The sequence below is a fragment of the Pseudomonas sp. 1L-C-7-B-C1 genome, from assembly GCF_057291635.1.
The window spans coordinates 81,241-101,821 of record NZ_JBXAWH010000006.1 but is presented as its reverse complement, the minus strand read 5'-3'; the positions used below and the strand labels follow the sequence as shown (position 1 = coordinate 101,821).

General features: G+C 60.9%; 13 protein-coding genes and 2 pseudogenes. 11 read left to right on the top strand and 4 right to left on the bottom strand.

What is annotated here, in order from left to right; all coding sequences use genetic code 11:
* The first annotated feature begins 176 nt into the window (after window positions 1-176).
* Together AC0Z8Z_RS11315 and AC0Z8Z_RS11310 are read left to right on the top strand one after the other, a co-directional pair.
* Window positions 177-2,270 carry a hypothetical protein gene (locus AC0Z8Z_RS11315; RefSeq protein ID WP_485619162.1) on the top strand — a complete coding sequence of 698 codons (2,094 nt, stop codon included), beginning with the start codon at window positions 177-179 and terminating at the stop codon, window positions 2,268-2,270.
* A gap of 202 nt (window positions 2,271-2,472) precedes the next feature.
* Window positions 2,473-3,170 (top strand): annotated as a pseudogene (locus tag AC0Z8Z_RS11310) (transposase).
* Between the two features lie 132 nt (window positions 3,171-3,302).
* Here the strand turns inward: AC0Z8Z_RS11310 and AC0Z8Z_RS11305 are convergent.
* On the bottom strand, window positions 3,303-4,109 hold the full coding sequence (locus AC0Z8Z_RS11305; protein WP_485619161.1) for an AraC family transcriptional regulator: 807 nt from the start codon (window positions 4,107-4,109) through the stop codon (window positions 3,303-3,305).
* Window positions 4,110-4,258: 149 nt separating this feature from the next.
* Between AC0Z8Z_RS11305 and AC0Z8Z_RS11300 the strand changes: the two are divergent.
* Both AC0Z8Z_RS11300 and AC0Z8Z_RS11295 read left to right on the top strand, forming a co-directional pair.
* Window positions 4,259-4,620: pseudogene (locus tag AC0Z8Z_RS11300) on the top strand (bile acid:sodium symporter); the annotation flags it as partial.
* A 322-nt stretch (window positions 4,621-4,942) separates the two neighbouring features.
* Entirely contained in the window at window positions 4,943-5,851 is a 909-nt protein-coding gene (locus AC0Z8Z_RS11295) for a halovibrin HvnA (protein ID WP_485619160.1), read from the top strand.
* A gap of 213 nt (window positions 5,852-6,064) precedes the next feature.
* Here the strand turns inward: AC0Z8Z_RS11295 and AC0Z8Z_RS11290 are convergent, their stop codons facing one another.
* The gene (locus AC0Z8Z_RS11290) at window positions 6,065-7,342 is read right to left on the bottom strand and encodes an acetyl-CoA C-acetyltransferase (RefSeq protein WP_485619159.1); all 1,278 of its coding nucleotides are present in this window, start codon (window positions 7,340-7,342) and stop codon (window positions 6,065-6,067) included.
* A 202-nt stretch (window positions 7,343-7,544) separates the two neighbouring features.
* Between AC0Z8Z_RS11290 and AC0Z8Z_RS11285 the strand changes: the two genes are divergently transcribed.
* The 6 genes from AC0Z8Z_RS11285 (at window position 7,545) to AC0Z8Z_RS11260 (ending at window position 12,479) form a co-directional block, all read left to right on the top strand.
* Entirely contained in the window at window positions 7,545-8,900 is a 1,356-nt protein-coding gene (locus AC0Z8Z_RS11285; protein WP_485619158.1) for a 3-oxoacyl-ACP reductase, read from the top strand.
* A gap of 87 nt (window positions 8,901-8,987) precedes the next feature.
* Window positions 8,988-9,845 (top strand): MaoC/PaaZ C-terminal domain-containing protein, encoded by an 858-nt coding sequence (locus tag AC0Z8Z_RS11280; RefSeq protein WP_485619157.1) that lies wholly within the window; start codon window positions 8,988-8,990, stop codon window positions 9,843-9,845.
* Between the two features lie 293 nt (window positions 9,846-10,138).
* Window positions 10,139-10,444, top strand: coding sequence for a MazG-like family protein (locus AC0Z8Z_RS11275; RefSeq protein ID WP_485619156.1), 306 nt, complete (start codon window positions 10,139-10,141; stop codon window positions 10,442-10,444).
* Window positions 10,441-11,190 (top strand): methyltransferase domain-containing protein, encoded by a 750-nt coding sequence (locus AC0Z8Z_RS11270; RefSeq protein ID WP_122535332.1) that lies wholly within the window; start codon window positions 10,441-10,443, stop codon window positions 11,188-11,190. The genes AC0Z8Z_RS11275 and AC0Z8Z_RS11270 overlap by 4 nt, the downstream gene beginning before the upstream one ends.
* Window positions 11,191-11,236: 46 nt before the next feature.
* Window positions 11,237-11,866 (top strand): DUF4136 domain-containing protein, encoded by a 630-nt coding sequence (locus AC0Z8Z_RS11265; RefSeq protein WP_485619155.1) that lies wholly within the window; start codon window positions 11,237-11,239, stop codon window positions 11,864-11,866.
* Between the two features lie 43 nt (window positions 11,867-11,909).
* Window positions 11,910-12,479 carry a DUF4136 domain-containing protein gene (locus AC0Z8Z_RS11260; RefSeq protein WP_122625683.1) on the top strand — a complete coding sequence of 190 codons (570 nt, stop codon included), beginning with the start codon at window positions 11,910-11,912 and terminating at the stop codon, window positions 12,477-12,479.
* A gap of 156 nt (window positions 12,480-12,635) precedes the next feature.
* Here the strand turns inward: AC0Z8Z_RS11260 and pbpC are convergent, their stop codons facing one another.
* Window positions 12,636-14,972 carry a peptidoglycan glycosyltransferase PbpC gene (pbpC, locus tag AC0Z8Z_RS11255; RefSeq protein WP_485619154.1) on the bottom strand — a complete coding sequence of 779 codons (2,337 nt, stop codon included), beginning with the start codon at window positions 14,970-14,972 and terminating at the stop codon, window positions 12,636-12,638.
* A 161-nt stretch (window positions 14,973-15,133) separates the two neighbouring features.
* Here pbpC and AC0Z8Z_RS11250 point away from each other — a divergent pair, with 161 nt between their 5' ends.
* The gene (locus AC0Z8Z_RS11250) at window positions 15,134-15,427 is read left to right on the top strand and encodes a hypothetical protein (protein ID WP_074890469.1); all 294 of its coding nucleotides are present in this window, start codon (window positions 15,134-15,136) and stop codon (window positions 15,425-15,427) included.
* Between the two features lie 165 nt (window positions 15,428-15,592).
* On the opposite strand, the gene AC0Z8Z_RS11245 is transcribed toward AC0Z8Z_RS11250, so the two are convergent.
* Window positions 15,593-20,518, bottom strand: a complete 4,926-nt coding sequence (locus AC0Z8Z_RS11245) for an alpha-2-macroglobulin family protein (RefSeq protein ID WP_485619153.1) — start codon at window positions 20,516-20,518, stop codon at window positions 15,593-15,595.
* Between the last annotated feature and the right edge of the window lie 63 nt (window positions 20,519-20,581).

The window sequence follows — 20,581 nt, the reverse complement described above, 5'->3', positions numbered from 1 at the left end:
CTTAGACCATTTCCTCCTAACGCTAATTCCGATCCGCGATAGACAGCCGCCAGGCCCTTGCTCTGTCTGGTGAATGTTCAATTAAGCCACGGCCGTACTGTCAGTTCTGACAGCAGACAGCTCGTCAATCCGCGCTAATACTTAAACCCGATATCACCGCTTCAAGGACGATTCCCATGAAAATAGAAAACCTCCCCCGCGCGCCCCGTCAGCCAGACGGCTCGGCTAGCCCCAGAGCACTTAACCCCCTGGTCTTCAACTCTTTCGATGACACCCCAGACAACCCGCGCCCAGGTCTGGGTTATCAGCAACTGTTCGACCGCACCCGGCCAGTGACGCTGACAGCCAAACTGCCCGACGTGACGCGCGTGGGCGATACCGTCGAGCTGTTCTGGGATGATGATGATGTGCCCGTCCAAACCTACAACCTGGATCAGGCCACCATTGACAAAGGCTGGCTGAGTTTCAGCGTGAGCGTTGACGTCATCAAGGCACCCTTGGGCAAGGTGCATTACACGCTGTTCGATCATGAAGCCCAGGATCTGCAGACCTCTGACACCCGTACGGTCAAGGTCAATCGCAACGTGCCCGGCGGACTTGACCCCGACACTGACACGGCCATCAATGAAGGATTGACCGCCGCAACGGTCAGGCCTTCGGCGATCACCGATCCTGCAACACCGGTCACCGTTATCGTCCCTGCCTGGTTGCACATGGAAGCGGGCGATGAACTGGTGGTGCTGTGGAACGGGATACGGGTGAGTGCCCCCGTCTTGACGCAGGCAGGCGTCGGCATGCCGCAGGTCGTCAGCATTCCTCAGACGGTGGTGGAACAGGGCGGCAGCAGCGAGAAGCTGCCGGTTAACTACGAGATTCGCGACATCGTCGATAACTATTCGTTGCTGTCACCCACCACCTTTGTCGATGTCAACATCGACCCCAACGCGCTGCCCGCGCCCCGTCTGGCGGACGCCAATGCGGCCACAAACCAGATTGACCTGGAGGTGCTGGGCGCCAAAGACGCTCGGGTGCAGGTGCAGACCGGTGCTTTGACCGCAGGCAATGTGGTCACCCTGACATGGACCGGCCGCACGCCCACTACCGAGTTGAGCGAAACGCTGCCGAGTCAAACTGTCACCGACCCAGGCTTTGAGGTACTGCTGTTCAACATTCCCAACGCCAAGGTTGTCGCATTCGCGGGCGGCTCTATCAGCGCCAAATACACGGTGGGTGCCAAAGTTTCAAAAAGCGCCAACGCCACCCTCAGCGGTCTGGTCATTCCATTGACCGCGCCGGAGCTGGAGGGCGCAGTGGGCGGCGTCATTGATCTTGGCGTCGTGACCGGCGATCCGCTGATCGTCAGTGCCCCGGCGTACGTCGGACAAAAAGCCGGGGACAGGATTTTATTGTCATGGGCCGGCACCAGCGCAACGGGAGTACCGGTCAACTACCCAGACGAGTACACCGTGCAGGTGGGCGAGGAAGCGGAGGAAGTTTATTTCGAAGTCCCGCGCCAGAACCTGGAACCCCTGGGCGGCGGCACGCTGCAGTTGAGTTATCAGGTGGTCAGGGCGTCGGGCGTTACTCAGAACTCGCCGATCACTGCATATCAAGTTAGAGCGGAGCCCGTCGTAGTCTTCGATGCTCCTCAAGTCAGAGAGGCGACTTTTTCCGCAATCGATACTCAGTGGCTGGACTACTATGAAGTCAACGATGACATACATATCATCGTTCCGATTACGCAACTAGCGCCTAATGACACCGTTAACGTATTCTGGGTTGGTAGGAATACAACGATCAAGTCGGAAACCTTGACTGTCGAAACATCACCTGAACCATTGGAGTTTGTTATTTCTAAATACGAAGTTATAGATGTCATCGGCTATGCCACCACCGACATCTACTACACCGTGAAAAAACAAGGAATTTCGGACACCTATACATCTAACCATTTGAAGCTAAGCGTTACCGGTCACAGCTTCACAATCAAGGCCCCCACGATAAATAGCAGTAACAAAAACCTCTTCGTCTGGAGACAAGATAAATTCAACGACACAACGACCGCTCGGGTCAGAGCAATTGGCGTAACAGATTGGGAAGTCGAGCACAACCAGAAGTTCGGCGCGGAAAAATATCTTAACTTTCCTATCGACCCCGCCTGGCTCGCCGCCAATCGTGGTCACTCGGTAGTGTTCGATTACAGTTTGCGTTTAAACACTGGTGATACTCGTTGGTTGTTTTCTCAATTATTGAGAGTCAACCCTCTATAGAAAAAAGCAATGGATAGCTCAACCAACGTGTACGCATATAGCGCCCTAGGCCACGTCGTTCTATGTGGGTACAACCTTATCAATAACAAAGTTGTACAACACTGCTCAAAGATAAATAAAGATGAAGGGGTCTGATTTATTTAAAACCCGGAACAGAACCATCGCGGCTACGCTGATCCTTCCCAAGGACGGAGGATCAGTCATGCCCCGCACTGCTCGTATCGTGTTGCCCGGTCACCCTCATCATATTGTCCAGCGCGGCTACAACCGGCAAACGGTGTTTGCCCATGAGGACGATTTCGCGCGTTATCTGGATGATCTGCAGGAACTCAAAGACGTGTTTGACGTGAAGGTGTTTGCGTTCTGCCTGATGACCAACCATGTGCACTTACAGCTAGCCCCTTCATGCGCTGAAGGGTTAGGGAAGTTGATGAAGGCGCTTGCTGCGCGCATGACGCGGTATCGCAATAAGCTGGAGGGGCGGTCTGGAACGCTATGGGAGAGTCGTTACAAGTCTAGCGTTGTGCAGTCCGTGGATATTTTCTGGCGTGCAGTCGGTATATCGAACTCAATCCTTTGAGGGCCGGAATGGTTGAGCGCGTGGAGGAGTATCGATGGTCAAGCTTTGGGTTGCGGTTCACAACGAATGTGCAGCACGACTGGCTGGATGTTCATTCCTGTTACGAGGCGTTGGGGCTGACACAGCTTGGTCGGCAACAGGCGTATCGGGCGTTTTTTGAGGCGCCGGCGGCTGATGGCGAGTTGAGACTGATTCGGGATGCAGTGCAGAGGGGGCAATTGACCGGGGGACGGCAGTTTACTGATGAGGTTAAACAAGTGTTGGGGCGACGGGTTCAATACCGGGGCCGGGGTCGGCCTCAGGGTGTATTGGGTACTTGATCAGGGATGGATCAGATCGGATTTGGCACGCGGGGACATGGCACGCGCGGCACTTGGGGACAGATTAATTTACGGTGAAACGTTGTAAATAAATCAGTCCCCTTTCCACTCTCTTTCCACTCCTACCTACTGTTATTGGCTGCGGAAGAGCTCGCCGGGGGTGAGTCCGAACAGGCTTTTGAATGCGGCGATAAACGCCGATGTTGAATCGTAACCGGACGCCAGCGCCGTACTGGTCACGCTAGTGCCCTCCTCCAGCGCGTTAAGTGAGGAAAGCAATCGGGCACGTTGTCGCCAGCCCCGAAAGCTCAGACCGGTCTCCCGCTGGAACAGGCGCATGAGGGTTTTCTCGGACATGCTCAGCCGCGCCGCCCACTCGGTCAGGGTGATGAGCTGGTGGGGTTGTTCTATCAATTCGTTGCACAGACTGAGCAAGCGCCCATGCCTTGGCAGCGGCAGTGAAAAACCCACCTCGGGCAGACTTGCCAATTGATCGAGCAGCACCTGCACGAGGCGCGTTTCTCGGGTGTCGGCCTGTGGATACTCCGCCGGCAGTTGGCAGAACGCTTTGATCAACTCCTTTGCCAACGGCGTGACCTCCAGCACACGGCAGCGGTCCGGCGCCCACTCGCAGTCTTCTTTGCGTACATACAGGCTGCGCATCTCGGCGCGGGTTGACGTGACCACCTCATGGTCGAGACCGGCCGGAATCCATACGCCCCACTGCGGCGGCGCGAAGAAGCTGCCATGCGGGGTGTGAACGCCAAGTACGCCACTGATCGCGTAGGAAAACTGCACCCAGTCGTGGCAGTGCGTGGGGGTCCATGAGCCTTGGCTCAGACTTTCGGCTCGGGCGTAGAGCGGGCGCGGGAGGGCGTCGAGCGCCGGGATTTGACGCTGGGTATCGGGGCTGCGTGAGGTGTGTATGTCAGTTGCCATCGCTAGAGCCTGTGCGGGGGATGACAGCTTATGCAAAATCGGGCTGCCGCAGTGTATTTCTAAAGGGGTCTGATTTATTTGATTTTCTTGAGACGGGGACAGATTAATTTACGGTGAAGTGTTGTAAATAAAGCAGTCCCCTTTTAGGCACCATGGTGTCCGGCATGTGGCGGACCCAGTGCGACTCGGTCATCCTGATAGCTGTCATCGGCAGCGCGGTGCTGCTGGCGGTGATACTGCTGATGAATACCAGCACCGCCAAACTGGTGAAATTCAATCACGCGGACAAAATCGCCCCGGTATTCTGCGCCAGGAAAAAATCCCTTCCCGCCGGTGCGCCCAGGGCCGCGCTGATCTTTCGCGACAACCCTGGGTTAGGCCTGATTCTGCTGCCGATCATGATCTGCCATCCGCTGCAGCTGATCGTGTGCTCGGTGATGGATGAGGCGTACCCCACCCGGCCAAGCAGCAGTTGTCAAAAGAAGCGATTGAGGATGCGCAGGCGGCGTAACGTGTGTCGGAGCGAGACTTGCCTGCGAACGGTGTGCGACTGAAGGTTGTTCCAATGTTTCGGGGACAATCCTTGCCCCGGTTCCAATCATCATCTCGGCGCAAAACGTCGGTCGCTCCTACATGTCGCTTATAGCGGGTTGTTATAAATGTAATCACTGCAAGTTGTCGCTTATCGCCGATACTGCTAACACTCTCTAACAACAAAGAACTATTGCATTACCACTGCAACTTTTACTGGCACCACTGTCACTCCTGACAGTAGCGCACGTGGAGACCAAGACCTAAACTAAACTTGTTAAAAAAAACCAGGGACAAAAGTCATGAAATGGATAGTTCTCGCATTATCAACAATGGTTGTATGCGCACCTGTTGCTCATTCTAAAACTCAAGACGCCCCGTCGCCCCGCTCTGCCTCTACAAATTTCTATACTGCTGACGGCCCTACGGTCGTGGCGCAATTGACTGATGCTTACTTTGACACACGGGAAAACTGCGGGAAGCTTTCAACCCCAGCTTTTTTATGCACCGGCGTTTTGCTTCGCGGAACTGGTCAGTCTGATTCACACCATGCGTGGAATCCAAGGCCAGGGAGCAAAGGTGTGTCATTCTCCTATATCAGGAAAGATGCGAACTTTGACCGACTCGTGTGGGGCATCGCGCATGGGTTTATTTTTTATCCCTATCTCAATGCGCCGGCTGGCAAAGTGCATCCTGAGGTACTGTGTTCATTTCCAATTGAGGCATATACATGGGTCAGAAATGGATGCGGCCCTACCAGCTACCATCCCGTTGACAGCGACGTCTGCCAGAAGCAAGGCATCACTACTGCGGCACAATGGAAGGTGCATATTGAAAAAGGTCCCCTTGGCGGCGGAGACGGCATTTATACCTATGTGTGTGGCTTTGACGTTCGGAATGCTTTGAATGAGGCAGGAGGTCCGGCCTTTTATCAATCATTGCGGGCAATGCATGAAATACCCAAGGAGGTGGCCAGTAGATATAACGAACTCTTGCTTCAGCCTTGGGCCCAGGATATCCCGACTTCTTTGCCCATACAGGCATTCTTCTACCTGGAGGGCGGACTCGCGAGGGCACAACTTGATCAGGCAGATTTCTATACCTCAACTGGCGGTATGGTTATTCCGATCATTAAGATCACCTTGCCTGCAGTGGTGACAGGCGACGCCAAGTTTGAGTACTTTCCTGCTGATCAAAAATATGGAGGTTAAGACAGTGGCTAGCGCGACCCGGCAAACTCCAGCTCTCCAAAAAAAGTGATCGAGGATGCGCAGGCGGCAAGGGAGTGTTGGGGCGAGGCTTTGATCGTGCCCACGCTCCGCGCGGGTATGCATCCGCGGAGGCTCCGCGTCGATACGGTGACGCGGAGCGTCACGGGCGGCGTTACCACGCAGAGCGTGGGAACGATCCATCCAGGATCGACTTCACCGCTCAATAATCGCCGTGACGCCCTGGCCACCCGCGGCGCAGATGGAGATCAACCCGCGCCCTCCCCCTTTCTTGCTCAGCAGTTTCGCGAGGTTCGCCACAATCCGCCCACCCGTTGCGGCAAACGGATGTCCGGCCGCCAGCGAGCTGCCTTTCACATTCAGTTTGCTGCGATCAATCGCTCCCAACGGCGCATCAAGGCCCAGACGAGTTTTGCAGTATTCGGGGTCTTCCCACGCCTTCAACGCACACAGCACCTGCGCGGCGAAGGCTTCGTGAATTTCGTAGTAATCGAAGTCTTGCAGCGTCAAACCGTTACGCGCAAGCAAACGGGGGACGGCGTAGACCGGGGCCATCAGCAGCCCTTCGTCGCCGCGCACGAAATCCACGGCGGCGGCTTCGCCATCCCGCCAATAGGCCAGAATCGGCAAGCCACGCTCACGCGCCCACTCTTCGCTGGCGAGCAACACCAGCGAGGCGCCATCGGTCAGCGGTGTCGAGTTGCCCGCCGTCAGTGTGCCCTTGGCGCTGCGCTCGTAAGCAGGCTTGAGCGAGGTGAGTTTTTCCAGGCTCGCGTCGGGCCGCAAATTGTTGTCCCGCGTCAGGCCGAGGAACGGCGTAAGCAGATCGTCCTGCCAGCCTTCAGCATAAGCCGCAGCCATTTTTTGGTGGCTCTCCAAGGCCAACTGATCTTGCGCCTCGCGAGGGATGCCCCAGGTTTGCGCCATCAGTTCGCAGTGCTGGCCCATCGACAAACCGGTGCGCGGTTCGCCATTGCGCGGCAGTTCCGGCTTGAGGTTATGCGGGCGCAATTGCGTCAGCGCCTTGAGCTTGTCGGCCGTGGTTTTGCTGCGATTCACCCGCAACAGGATCTGGCGCAGGTCTTCGTTGACGCCGATGGGCGCGTCAGACGTGGTGTCGACGCCGCCAGCGATGCCGCACTCGATCTGGCCAAGGGCGATTTTGTTCGCCACCAGCAGCGCCGCTTCGAGACCGGTGCCGCAAGCTTGTTGAATGTCGTAGGCCGGGGTTTGCGGCGACAGCCTTGAGCCGAGCACGCATTCACGGGTGAGGTTGAAATCACGGGAGTGCTTGAGTACCGCGCCGGCGGCGACTTCGCCCATGCGCAGGCCATGCAGGTTGAAGCGCTCGATCAAACCTTCCAACGTAGCGGTCAGCATTTCCTGATTGCTGGCCGTGGCATATGCGCCGTTGGAACGTGCGAACGGTATGCGGTTGCCGCCGACAATGGCCACGCGTCGTGTCTGAATCATCGAAATCTCCTTTCTCTTGTTTGGATCTTGCAGGCATCAGTTGCGCAAGCACGGCCGTTGCAGACCAAGCGTTGCTGTGCCGCCTAACGAAAAGCGATCGCGAGCAAGCTCACTCCTACAGGGTTTGGCAGCTGACAGCGTAGGACCTATTACCCACCCACGCGGTCCACTGATTCGAACCCAGACGCAAGGAGAGTGTTCCATGGCATCCGATCACTACATTGACTTCGTCAACTCTGACCTCGGCCGCAAGCTGGTCGGCGCCGTCGGATTGCCTGCTCCCGCACGGCTGGAGCGCTGGCAGGCGGGTCGGTTGCGTCCAGTGGAGGGCGCGTTGTTGCTGAGCACAGGGCCACTGGCCGAGCGGGTCAGCAACTTTGCGCCGCGCCTGACCGACGTGCTTCTCAGTGCTGGCGGCGAAGTCACTGGCGCTCACCCCTGGACTGCCGAGCAGAGCGCGAAGATCAAGGCCGTGGTGTTCGACGCCAGCGCGCTGCTGCACACCTCCCAACTGAATCAGTTGCGCGAATTCTTTCAGCCAGTCCTGCGTCATCTGGATAACAGCGCCCACGTCGTCATTCTCTCGCGAGCGCCGGAGGTTCAATCCGATCCATTGGCCGCGAGCACGCAGCAAGCCATCGAAGGGTTCAGCCGCTCGCTGGCCAAGGAAATGCGCAACGGCGGCACGGTTCAGCTGTTGCAAGTAAAGGACGGTGCCGAAGACCAGCTGGAAGGCGCGCTTCGGTTTTTCCTGTCGCCAAAGAGCGCGTTCATCTCCGGCCAGGTCATTCGCCTAAGTGTCTGCCGTCAGCAGGTTCAGGACTGGACCCGCCCACTGGCCGGACGCAAAGCGCTGGTGACCGGCGCAGCCCGAGGCATCGGCGCCGCTATCGCTGAAACCCTCGCCCGCGATGGTGCAGAGGTCGTCTTGCTGGACGTGCCCCAAGCCAAATCCGATCTCGATGCGCTGGCGGCGCGTCTGGGTGGACAGGCGCTGGTGCTGGACATCTGCGCGCCGGACGCGGCGGCTCAGTTGATTGAACACCTGCCCGGCGGCCTGGATATCGTCGTGCACAACGCCGGCATCACCCGGGACAAGACGCTGGCCAACATGCCGGCGGACTTCTGGGACTCGGTGCTCGACGTCAACCTCAACGCGCCGCAGGTGCTGACTCAGGCGCTGATCGACAGCGGCGCGCTGCATGAAAACGGCCGTGTGATTCTGCTGGCGTCGATCAGCGGGCTGGCGGGCAATCGCGGGCAAACCAACTACACCACCAGCAAAGCCGGCCTGATCGGCTATGCCCGGGCCATGGCGCCGACGCTCAAAGCGCGGGGCATCAGCATCAACGCCGTGGCGCCGGGCTTCATCGAAACCAGCATGACGGCGCACATGCCTTTTGCACTGCGCGAAGCGGGCCGACGCATGAGCTCGTTGGGCCAGGGCGGGCAGCCGCAAGACGTGGCGGAAGCAGTGGCCTGGCTCGGTCAACCGGGCTCCGGCGCAATAAGCGGCCAGGTGCTGCGGGTGTGCGGCCAGAGTGTGCTTGGCGCATGAGTGAGCGTCGACACGATCAGCGTTTGAACAGCTGCGCCGACGAATGGCGGCGTGCCTGATCTGCAGCATGACCACAGGAGAAGTTCGATGAGTGCGCACTGGCGGTATCTAGACACTCCCCCGGCCCTGCCCGGCCTGTTCATGCAAGCGGTGCTGCGGCGCAAAGTCAACGGCACGCAACTGCCCGATCAGGGGCTGCGGTGCTGGATGTCGGTGGACCCCGACAAGGTCAAGGCGTTTGCCGACGTCTGCGGGTTCGTGCCCGGCAGCCTGTTGCCGCCCACTTACCCCCACGTGCTGGCCTTCCCACTGCAGATGAAGCTGCTCACCGACAAGGACTTTCCCTTCCCGCTCCTGGGGCTGGTGCACCTGCGTAACCGGATCAGCATCCGCCGGCCCCTCGGCAGCGTGATCAAGGTGCAGGTCAGCGTGCGTGTCGACCGTCTCAAGCCCCACGCCAAAGGCGCGACGTTCAGTCTGATCACACAGATCGAGGATGCGCTGGGCCTGCTATGGGAGGAAGAGAGCACGATGCTGTGCCAGGGCGTTCACGTGGACGGCGAGATGGAAGGCGATTACGAACCCGCGCCCCTGCCGATGACGGAATTGGCAACGTGGTCGGCGCCGTCGGACATTGGTCGTCGGTACGCAAAGGTCAGTGGCGATTACAACCCGATTCACCTGAGTGACAGCAGCGCCAGGCTGTTCGGTTTTCCCAAAGCGATTGCCCACGGGCTGTGGATAAAAAGCCGGGCGCTGGCTGCCCTTGAAGATCACCTGCCGGCCTCGAATGTGGAGATATGGGTGGAATTTCACAAACCGGTGCGACTGCCCAGCGGGGTGACGTTTTCCGCCAGCGCGGCGGGGTCGCACGGGCAGTTCAAGCTGGAAGGGGCGGAAGGGATCGTGCATATGCTGGGGAATTGGCAGCCTGCGACGGAGTGATTCTCCAAGAGGTTCCCCTTCGTCCAGGCGCCGCGCTTTCGCGCCTCAAACACAATCCCGGTGGGAGTGAGCTTGCTCGCGAAGACTTTATGACTGCCGCAGAAAATTTAGCGGATTCACTAGCCTCTTCGCGAGCAAGCTCGCTCCCACCGATCGTGTATGGACAGATACATCTCCAACGTTGTCATGTTTGCTGAGAGCGTGCGCCCGCCACCACGCCAAGCGACTGCGCATCGCGCCCCCTTGCGTCTATCTCTTATCCCCCTGAAGCTACGCACCTTCAGGAGACCCCCATGAACCTCGACGAACTCACCCAACGCCTGCATCGCATCCGCGATAACAACGACTGGAACCAATTTCACAGCCCGAAAAACCTGGCCATGGCCGCCAGTGTGGAAATGGCCGAGCTGGTGGAGATATTCCAGTGGAAGACCGAGGATCAGTCGCGTCAGCTGCCGGCTGATGAGCTGGCCCACGCCGGGCAGGAAGTCGGGGATATCGTGCTTTACCTGCTGCTGTTGTGCAGCGAGTTGGGGCTGGACATGGATGAAGTGGTGCGCGCGAAACTGACCGACAGCGAACGGCGGTTCAGCCAATGAGCGACCGTCATTTCGATCAACTGGCGACGCGCTTCGCTGAAAAAATCTACGGCGGCGCCAAAGGTGCAATTCGGTTGGCGGTGCTACAAGCTGACCTTATCGAAAGCCTGCCGGACCGTCCGTTGCGCGTGCTGGACATCGGCGCCGGGCTTGGGCACATGTCGCTGTGGCTGGCCGAGCGCGGGCATGACGTGACGCTGGCCGAACCCGCCGCCCCCATGCTTGAAGGCGCTCGCCAGCGCTTTGCCGACGCGGGGCAGACGGCGAATTTCATTCAGGCGCCGTGGCAAGCACTGCCCGACATTCTGACCGAGCGGTACGACCTGGTGATCTGCCATGCCGTGCTGGAATGGCTGGACGAACCGTTCACGATTCTGCCGGTGCTGCATCAGTTGACCAAGCCCGAAGGCTGGCTGTCGCTGGCGTTCTACAACCGCGACGCGCTGATTTACCGCAACCTGCTCAAGGGCCACTTCCGCAAAATGCGCAAGAACACCCTGGCCGGCGAGAAACAGAGCCTGACGCCCCAAGAGCCCCTTGATCCCCGCGAATTGGCGGCGCAACTTGGCACCTTGTGGCGAGTCGAAACCCAGAGTGGCGTTCGGGTTTTTCACGATTACATGCCGGTCGAGTTTCAGGCCAGAGCCGACCTTGCGGACCTCTTGGAAATGGAGCTCGCCCATCGTCGCCACCCGGCATTCGCCGGACTGGGACGCTACCTGCACTGGATGTGCCGCCCCTTATAACAGACGCTGGTTTACTCGCTGCTTAACGCACGCTGCGGAGACCCTCATGAAACGCCGTCTCGCTTTGCTTTCCCTATGCCTGGGCCTCGCCGCCTGCCAGAGCCCCAACCCTTATCGCGCCGTGTCCGCGGCCATCCCACCGGCGCCGCCTCACGCCGCCAATGCTGTCGACATGAGCGCCTACCCTGCGGCGCCGCGCGATTATGGCCGCTATCGCAACTGGACCTGGCTGAACGGCCAACTGCCGCCAGGCACGCTCTGGGCTGACTCTGCTCAACTGGCCGAAGCCGTCAGCAACGGGCTGGACCAGCGCGGCTTGCGGCCTTCGCAGAACCCGCAGGTGGCAGACCTGCGCGTGGCCGCCGATGCACACGCCGAAACCCGCATTCGCCAGGTGCGCGATGACTATTACGATCCGTACTATGGCGGTTCAGGCGTGGGCTATTACGGCGGCAATGGCTACCGTAACGGTTACGGCGGTTATGCCAGCGTCCCGATCGTGCGCACGTATCAAGAGCAGGTGGTTGTGGTGCGCATCAGTCTGTTCGATGCGCGCAGCGGCCAGCCGGTCTGGAGCGCGAGCGCCGAAACCGCGGGCGGCGGCGATCAGTCGGCCCGCGCCAAAGCCCTGCGCCAGGCCGTTCAACAAGCACTGACGGCTTACCCGCCGTCCTGATTTCGCGCCCCTTGGCGTTTTGTTTTCACGCTGGAGAAATCCCATGTATCGCCGCATTGCTGTCCTCTGTGTCGCCCTGCTGCTCGGCGCCTGCCAGACCGACCGGGTCAACCGCGACTTCGACGCCCAGCGCGATTTCGGCGCCTACCGCTCTTGGGCGTGGAAGGAGCCTGGTTTGCAATATCAGCCCAACGATCCGCGCATCAAGAGTGACCTCACCGAGCAGCGAATCCGCCAGGCAGTCGGCGATCAATTGGAGCAGCGCGGCCTGCGCATGGCAGCGCCCGGCGTGAAAGCGGACGTGCAACTGCAGGCATGGCTGATCGTTGAAAACCGCCAGCAGACGGTCACCACCAACTATGGCGGCGGTGGCGGTTATTGGGGCAACCCGTGGGGCGGCTACTGGGGCGGCCCGATTGGCACCGAGACGCGTAATGTCGATTACAAGGTGTCGACCCTGCAGATCGACATGCTCGACGGCAAGGACGGCAAGCTGGTCTGGCGTGGCAGCACTGAACAGATGGTGAGCGACAGCAACGCCAATCCTGCTGCGCGCGAACAGGCGTTGCGCCAGACGGTGCAGAAGATCCTGCAGCAGTACCCGCCGCATTGAGGGGTTGGCCCATTCGCGAGCAAGCTCGCTCCCACAATCCGTGTTTGAACAGACACATCTGCGGCGTCCTCTGACACCGCGCTATCTCGCAGCCGACACATCGCATGTGGGAGTGAGCTTGCTCACGAAGACGGAAATGGAGTCCAAACCCCTGCCTTAATCCACCACACTGAACTCCACCCGGGCGGTCTGTCCGCTTTCATCCAGCACGCTGAGTTGGTAGCGCCCCAAGCGGGTGAAGGTGTGGGTGTAGCTGTCCTGACTGGCGGTGTCGCCCACCGGCGTGCCATCAATGAACCACCAACGTCGACCACTTCCGCCCAGCGCTGACAGCGTGAGCCGCAACAGCTGCTGACTGCCGGCTGGCAAGCGCAACTGATCGCCCTCTCGCACGCCCACCACCGACAACGGCGGCGCCAGGCTCAGTCCCTGGGGCGGGCATGAGGGGTCGACCTCCGGCAAACGTGCCTCGCGCCGCTCGTTCTTCGGCAGCCAGGGCTCAAGCGGCGCCGGCCAGAGGGCGATTTCTTTGGGTTGAGCCTGTGGACAACTTGCCGCGACACGCAGGCCCTTATCGTTCAGCCAGACTTTCTCCGTGAGCCCCAACCCCAGCGGCTGATCGGTCGCCTGCAAGGTCGGTGGCGTCGTGCCATCCAGAGTCCAGGCGAAACGCTGACGCCGGCAGTTCGGATCGCTTTTGCTCATCGGCTGCCCCAACGGCCAGCAGATCGCCGCGACACCCACATTGAGCGGCACCGGCAACACGGGCGGCAGGATGTTGCGCTGGGCGTCGCGATTCACCAGCAGATCGTGAACCTGCAGCATCAACGGCGCTGCCGACGCCAGCCCGAACTGCCCGGGCACCGGGGTGCCGTCGGGCCGGCCGATCCACACGCCAATCAGAAACCTCGGCCCCACGCCAATCGACCAAGCATCTCGAAAGCCGTAACTGGTGCCGGTTTTCCAAGCCAGTTGCGGGCGCTGCACCAGTTCCGCGTGAGGATCGAGGTCGGGCCGTGACTGGCCGCTGAGAATCCGCCGAATGATCCAAGCCGCGCCGGGCGACATCATCGGCCGGTCACGCAGGCGATCATCGGGCTGCAAGCGAATATCAGCGCTGCGCCCGCCCCGCGCGAAGGCGCTGTAGCCGCCGACCAGGTCTTCCAGCCGACTGCCCGCGCCGCCGAGAATCAGCGCCAGATTGGGTTCGGCCAGAGGCGGCAGGGTCAGCGGCACGCCGCCATTGCGCAACTCCGCCGCGAAGCGCTTGGGTCCATAGGCTTCCAGCAGCTGCACCGCCGGCAGATTGAGCGACATCGACAGCGCCGAACTCGCCGCCACCGCACCGTTGAACCCTGAGGAGAAATTGCCGGGACGATAGTCGCCATAGCGCCGCGGTACGTCCTGCAGCAAGGACTCGGAATGGATCAGGCCGGCGTCGATGGCCTTGCCGTAGAGAAAGGGTTTCAGCGTTGAGCCGGGTGAACGCAGCGCGCTGACCATGTCGACATGACCAAAGCGTTTTGCATCGCCGATGTCCACCGAGCCAACGTAGGCGCGCACGGCCATGTTCTGCGCCTCCACCACCAGAATCGCGGCGGACGTGCGCTCAGGCAGACGCGCGCGCCAGCCCAGCAGCAGGTCTTCGAGACGTCGCTGCAGACCGGCGTCCAGCGTGGTGCGGATCAGCGGCGGGCTGTTCGGGCGGTTCAGGCGCCGGGCCAGCAACGGCGCCAGGCTCGGTTCCTGACGAGGCGCGAGCAGCAGCGGTTCTTCCAGCGCTTCATCAACCGCACCCTGGGGCCATGTGCCGAACTCCGCCAGACGCCGCAGCACTTTGTCCCGTGCGGCTTGGGCACGTTGCGCGTGGCGATCCGGACGCAGACGACTCGGCGCCTGGGGCAGCACCGCCAACAGCGCCGCGTCGGCACGGGTCAGTTGCTGCGGGGACTTGCCCAGGTAGGCCCAACTGGCGGCGGCGACGCCCTGCAACGTGCCGCCAAAAGGGGCGCGATTGAGGTACAGCACAAGGATGTCCTGTTTGGACAGGTGCCATTCCAGCTGCGCGGTGCGCCAGAGCTGTCGAAGTTTGCCCGCCAGCGTGCGCGAATGGGGGTCGAGCAATCGGGCCACCTGCATCGACAGCGTGCTGCCCCCCGACACCACGTGGCCGCCGCTGAGGTTTTGCCAGGCGGCGCGCGCCAGCGCCATGGGGTTCACGCCGGGATGCTGATAGAACCAGCGATCTTCGTAGGTCAGCAGCGCTTCAAGGTAATACGGCGACACCTGATCGACCGTCACCGGGTAGCGCCAGACGCCATTGGTATCGGCGAAGCGCCACAGCGGCGTGCCGTCTTCGGCGAGCACCACGCGGGCCAGATCGTCCTTGGGCAAGGGCAGCGGCCAGATCCGGTCAGCGAGCCAGAGCAGCAGGCACACGCTGAGCAGGCTGCCGAGGAGCCAAGCGCACGCGCGGGCAAAGCGTCGCCCCATTCGCGAGCAAGCTCGCTCCCACAATCCCGAGGAGGTCGGCCGTAGCAATAATCGGGTGATCTTCACAGAAAGCCTTTACCCGACAGGGAACTCGCCCGGACAATCGACAGCCAAAGCGAGCAATGCCGTTTTTGGTCCACGCCCCTCATCAGGAAGCAGATATGCAGGTAGAAAGCGTTTTCGAATGGCTCGGCCAAGTGATTGGCGCCGTGATCCGCTTCGTCGTCGACGGCTTAAGCTGGTTGTTCAACATGTTCACTCACGCGGGCGGCAATTTCGTTGATGGCCTGTCGCGCACGCTGGGCATGGACACTTCAATCGTCAGCATCGTGGCCCTGATCGTCGGGTTGATGCTGCTGTATTCAGCGATCCGCGCCTTCATGCGCGCCTCGATCATCATGGGGATCATCTGGCTGTTTCTGGGGTTGTGGCTGTTGAGCTGGATTATTCATTGATCGCTTGATGCCGATCGTTCCCGAGCGGCGCTGATCGTCCGCTCGGCGCTGATCGTTCCGACGCTCCGCGTGGGAACGCAGCCCAAGACGCTCCGCGTCCCCTGACGCAAAGCGTCGACCGAGGTGCTACCACGCAGAGCGTGGGAGCGACCATCAGCGTAATCCCTATTTCTTGCCCTTCACCACCAACTGCGCCGGCGCTTCGCCCAAAGCCTGCCAGTTCGGCCGATACATCGACTCCACTTGCGGCGGCGGCACGCGGTACACGCCCGGCGTCACAGCCCGCGCCAGATACAGCAGGTGCACCGTGTTGAAACCCTCCAGATCCACCGCCGCCACATAACGATCGCCACGGAATTCCTGATGCTTCACGCCAGCGTTTTCCATCGATTCGCGCCACTGTTTCACCGACTCGCTGGCGTCCTCCAGACTGGCCGAACTCTGCGCCAGGTTCTGGTTTTCAATCTCCAGACCGGCCGGCAGCAGGTCCACCACCAATGCGTCAGGCACACGCTCCTTGGCCTTGAGCTCAAGATGCACCAACACCAGTTCGCCGCTTTTCAGCCCATTGAGGTTCAGTGCCTCCCCGTCCATACCCAGGTAATCACGGCTGATCGACAGGTTCTCGCCCCCGGCCGCAGGCGGCTGCGACGGATAACCGGAAATCGTCATCTGCTGATACAGCGTGTCGCCACCGGTGTTCTGCACCGTCAATGGCGCGGCCAGCACTGAACTGTCGAGTTTGACGCCCGGCTGATCGTTGCTCAGCTCGCGATTGTTGCTGCCGCTGGTCAAGGTCGCCGCCCATTTGGCTTCAGGCTTGCCGAGCAGATCTCGACCGGCAAGGAACAGGGAGTTGCGCTCTTGGGTCGACAGATAGCGGTTCGCCGCGACCTGATCAGACAGCGCAAACAGCCGCTCTTCGACCTTCTCCGGTGCCAGTTTGTTTTCTTCCAGCAGTGACAAAATCAACGCCTGATCACGCAACGGGCTGCCGTAATCGGCGAGCCAGTCGTTGGCCTTGCGACCCGCCGCCAGCCCGGCGAGCAAGGCTTGATCGGCGCGTGGCTTGTCGCCCATTTTCTCCAGCGCGATGGACAGCTGCACCAGTGGCAGCCCCGATCGCGCATCGCTGCGGCGCTCGAAGAGGCTGCGCAACGCACCCAGCGGCGCCTGCTGACTGCGCGACAACACCAGACCGGCGTAGGCCTGTACCGCGAAGCGGGTGTGCTCAGCGTTTTCGCTGTAATTGACCTCGATCTGATTGCGCTCCTGCAAGTAACGCAGCAGCCGCTCGTTGGCTTTCTTCAGCGCATCCGGCGGCACGGCAAAGCCTTGGTCGCGGGCGCGCAGCAGGAAGTCGGTCACGTATGCAGTCAGCCAGTATTCCTCTTCGCCGTCCGCCGCCCACAGGCCGAAGCTGCCGTTGTAGCGCTGCATACCGATCATTCGCTCGATGCCCAGCTCGATCTTGCGCTTGCGGTCGGCATCGGATTCGCCTTGCAGGCCCAGACGCTTGAGCGTCGCGGCGTCGGCGTACAACGACGGGTACAAGCCGCTGGTGGTCTGCTCCAGGCAACCGTAGGGATAGGCTTTCAGCGCGCGAATCTGTTCGCCGAGGTTGAGCGGCGGACGGCTCGACACCGACAGCAGCGCCTCGCGCCCCGCTGGCTCGAATGCCTCAAGGGCGCCCTCCGGCAGGCTCCATGCCTGATCCTTGAGCACCGCGCGGTACTGCTTGAGCATCGCCGGGTATGCAGGGCGCACGCCGATGGTCCATTCGCGGCTGAACGCCGGCAGGTTCTCGCCCGGCAGGTCCAGGCCATTGACCGTCACCCGAATAACGCCCTGACCGAAACCGCCCAGCGCTTTGACCGGAATCTGCAACGTGGTGCGTTGCCCCTGATTCAGGCTGACAGCTTTGGCGCTGTCGCCTTCGGCGAGACTCAACTGCCCTTCCGCCACGACCTGCACGTTAAGCTTCTGCGCCTTGCCGGACAGGTTCGACAGGTCCAGCGCCACCTTGGTCTGGTCGCCCCCCGCCAGGAAACGCGGGGCTGACAGCTCGGCAATCAGCGGCGCCGCCACCACGGTTTTGGCTTCCGCCATGCCGTAGCGCTCATCGGTCCAGGCTTGGGCCATGATGCGCAGCTCGCCGTTGAAATCCGGGATATCGACGCTAACTTCCGCGTCGCCCTGCTCGTTCAGGGTCACCGGCGCGCTTTGCAGGGCGACGATGGTGACGCTGGTTTCCGGCCGCTTGCCACCTTTGGCCAGGGCCGCGTCGCCACCGAACGCCAGGCTGGCGAGACGATTACGCCCGGCCTCGATCAACTGCCCGTAGATGTCCAGTTGATCGGCGCCATATTCCTTGCGCCCGAACATCGCCGCGAACGGATCCGGCGTGGCGTACTCGGTGATATTGAGGATGCCCACGTCCACGGCCGCGACCAGCACATGCACGCTCTTCGGGATCGTGCCGTCTGCATTCTTCGCGTTGACGTTGAGCTTGAGCGGCTGCTTGGGCCGCATTTTTTCGGGTGCCGTGACGGTCAGCGCCAGCTTGCGCTGCGAGCGGTCCAGCGGCAGGTGCAGGACGCCCACGGCGCGTTTCGGCGTCACATTGGCTTTGCGTTCGCCAGGACGAATCACCAGCGCGCTGACGTAGAGGTCATGCCGCGCCCATTTCTTGTCCATCGGGATGTCGTAGGTTTTACCTTCGGCGGGCACGTCGATCTCTTGCCACCACAGCGGCCCTTCGCTCGATTCCACCAACAGATAGCCCTTGCCCGCCGACGGCGGCGTCACCGTCACTTTCGCGGTGTCGCCGTCGGCATAGGCCGGTTTGTCCAGCGCCAGCTTGACCTGATCGGGACGCACGGCGCCGCCTTCGGCATTGTCCTGCCAGCGGTAACCGGCCCAGAAACGCACGCTGCTGATCAGGCCGGTGGCCGGATCTTCGACCTCGACGCGATAAGGCCCCCACTCGACCGGAAAGCTGATTTTCGCCGTCGAGTCCTTCTTCACGCTGAGGGTTTCTTCGGACAGGTTGAGAAACTTCTCGTTGAAGTGGTAGCTCCAGCCATCGCTGTCGGAGTAGTTCCAGTAGTAATCGCGGCGCTCGCGGACCAGTCGCACCTTGAGGTTGTCGGCGGCCAGCTTGTGGCCTTGGGCGTCGGCCATCAGCACTTCGAACTCAACCGGGCCGTCGCCGTCGGTGGCTTCATCGTCGAATAAACCGCGCAGGCCCGGCATTGCGTCAGCGGGCCAGACCGGCTGGGTCAGACGCCGCGTGATCGGACGCCCGCCCGATTCCTGCAGACTGGCCTGCAGGACCAGTTCCAGCGGTGAACGGGCCTTGGCCCACTGGCTGTCGATACTCAGGTCGAGCTTGCCGTTGGCATCCAGCGTGCTGTCTTCGATTTCCAGGTCCTGCTTGAGGTCTTCCTCGGTCACCGAGCCGAACTGATAACCCGGCAGCCCAGGCACCGCTTCACGTAGCGGGCGCACATAGAGCTGACCGTTCAGGCGATTGCCCGACGCCGGTGCGCCATAGAGGTATCGCCCGGTGATCGCCACATCGAACGGCGCATCGGGGGCCAGCGGGGTGTCGCTGCCCTTGAGCTCCAGGGCCATGCGTTCTGGCAGGAAGTCTTCGACCTGGAATTCATACAACTGCGGCTTGCCGTCACCCAGATCAAACACCAACTGCCAGCGACCTGTCGGTGCTTCTTCCGACAGCTGCAATTGATATTGATAGAGCCCGGTGGCGTCAGCGTCCCACACGAATTTGCGACTGACCTGCTCATCCGGACGACGCACTTCCACGGTGATCGGCTGAGGCTTCACGCTCTTGCCGTCGCTGTCACGCAGCAAGCCGTTAAGCAGCACCACTTCGCCCGGGCGATAGAGATCGCGCGGGCCGAAAATAAAGAATTGCAGCGGGTGGGCCTTGGGGCCGGTGATATCGAATTCGGCCAGATCCAAAGCAGCGCTGTTCAGGCGCAGCATGCTGGTCTGCTCACCCTGATGGGCCAGCAGCACTTCAGCCTTGGCCGGCAATGGCAGCTCGGCGTGGCCGGCGTTGTCGGTTTTGCCCTGGCCGATCACGCGGCCTTTCTCGTCATACAGCTCGACGTCAACGCCGCTCAGGGCTTTGCCGCCCTCCAGCGCCTGGGTGAATACGTCCAAGCGATTGGCGTAACGGTGCGCCGACAGGCCGATGTCGCTGAGGGTGAACAGCGTGGCAGGTTGGGTGTAGTTGTAGGTCCCGGAGGCGCGCATCACGGCGAGATAAACGCCCGGCTGTTGCAGCGGTTTGAGGCCTGAGATCGGCAGCAGCACGGTCTCGCGGGTGTTGCGCGCAGGATTCAGGTCGAAACGGCCGCTGTAGACCAGATCGGCCAAGGGCAACAATTCTTTGGATTGGTAACTCTCCAGACTGGACGAGCCTTCCCACGAACCCAGAAACGCCGGCAATGACTCAGGCTTGATGCGGAAGAATTCGACGTCGACTTTATCGACGTTGAGGGCGATTACCGGCAGGCCTTCAGCGAGCCGGGTCGGCAGCAGACTGCCACGACTGGCGAATCCCACGGTCGCTTGCAGGTCAGCCGTTTCGATCCGCGCGGAATACTCGGCTGCCAAGGTGTTGTTGTTCACCGCCACCAGACCCGGGTCGATGGTCAGCACCAGCTTGCGCTTGGGTTCGAGGTGACGAAGGCGCAGCTCCATGAGGTTGTCCGACAGCTCCCAGGCCCCATCCACCTTGCCGTCCTTGCTGTCGACCAGATGCACTTTTTCAGCGAATTTCTGATCAGGGTTCAATGGCACCGAGAAGCTCAACGACAGCGTGCTGGCGCCATCGAGCTGAACTTCGGAAACGTTCACCACCGTCAACTCGCGCCCGGCGTAACGCTTGCTCAACGCGGGAATGTCCACCGCAGGCTTGGGCTTGGCATCGGCGGGGCCCGGTTGCGCAGCTGTAGCAGCCGGCGAAGCGGGGACAGGGACGGGTTTGTCGGAGGAAGAGGAATCGCAGGCACTGAGCAGTACCAGCGCGCAGGCCAGGAACAATCCTTTGTTTAGCATGAGGCACTCATTTGGACGGCAGCGATGAGGGAGCAGAAGTTATAGCACCGCTTTGGCAATCGT

Excerpts from the sequence above, each read along its gene's own strand:
- AC0Z8Z_RS11315 (WP_485619162.1), top strand. The coding sequence starts at position 177 with ATGAAAATAGAAAACCTCCCCCGCGCGCCCCGTCAGCCAGACGGCTCG.
- AC0Z8Z_RS11305 (WP_485619161.1), bottom strand. The coding sequence starts at position 4,109 with ATGGCAACTGACATACACACCTCACGCAGCCCCGATACCCAGCGTCAA.
- AC0Z8Z_RS11295 (WP_485619160.1), top strand. The coding sequence starts at position 4,943 with ATGAAATGGATAGTTCTCGCATTATCAACAATGGTTGTATGCGCACCT.
- AC0Z8Z_RS11290 (WP_485619159.1), bottom strand. The coding sequence starts at position 7,342 with ATGATTCAGACACGACGCGTGGCCATTGTCGGCGGCAACCGCATACCG.
- AC0Z8Z_RS11285 (WP_485619158.1), top strand. The coding sequence starts at position 7,545 with ATGGCATCCGATCACTACATTGACTTCGTCAACTCTGACCTCGGCCGC.
- AC0Z8Z_RS11280 (WP_485619157.1), top strand. The coding sequence starts at position 8,988 with ATGAGTGCGCACTGGCGGTATCTAGACACTCCCCCGGCCCTGCCCGGC.
- AC0Z8Z_RS11275 (WP_485619156.1), top strand. The coding sequence starts at position 10,139 with ATGAACCTCGACGAACTCACCCAACGCCTGCATCGCATCCGCGATAAC.
- AC0Z8Z_RS11270 (WP_122535332.1), top strand. The coding sequence starts at position 10,441 with ATGAGCGACCGTCATTTCGATCAACTGGCGACGCGCTTCGCTGAAAAA.
- AC0Z8Z_RS11265 (WP_485619155.1), top strand. The coding sequence starts at position 11,237 with ATGAAACGCCGTCTCGCTTTGCTTTCCCTATGCCTGGGCCTCGCCGCC.
- AC0Z8Z_RS11260 (WP_122625683.1), top strand. The coding sequence starts at position 11,910 with ATGTATCGCCGCATTGCTGTCCTCTGTGTCGCCCTGCTGCTCGGCGCC.
- pbpC (WP_485619154.1), bottom strand. The coding sequence starts at position 14,972 with ATGGGGCGACGCTTTGCCCGCGCGTGCGCTTGGCTCCTCGGCAGCCTG.
- AC0Z8Z_RS11250 (WP_074890469.1), top strand. The coding sequence starts at position 15,134 with ATGCAGGTAGAAAGCGTTTTCGAATGGCTCGGCCAAGTGATTGGCGCC.
- AC0Z8Z_RS11245 (WP_485619153.1), bottom strand. The coding sequence starts at position 20,518 with ATGCTAAACAAAGGATTGTTCCTGGCCTGCGCGCTGGTACTGCTCAGT.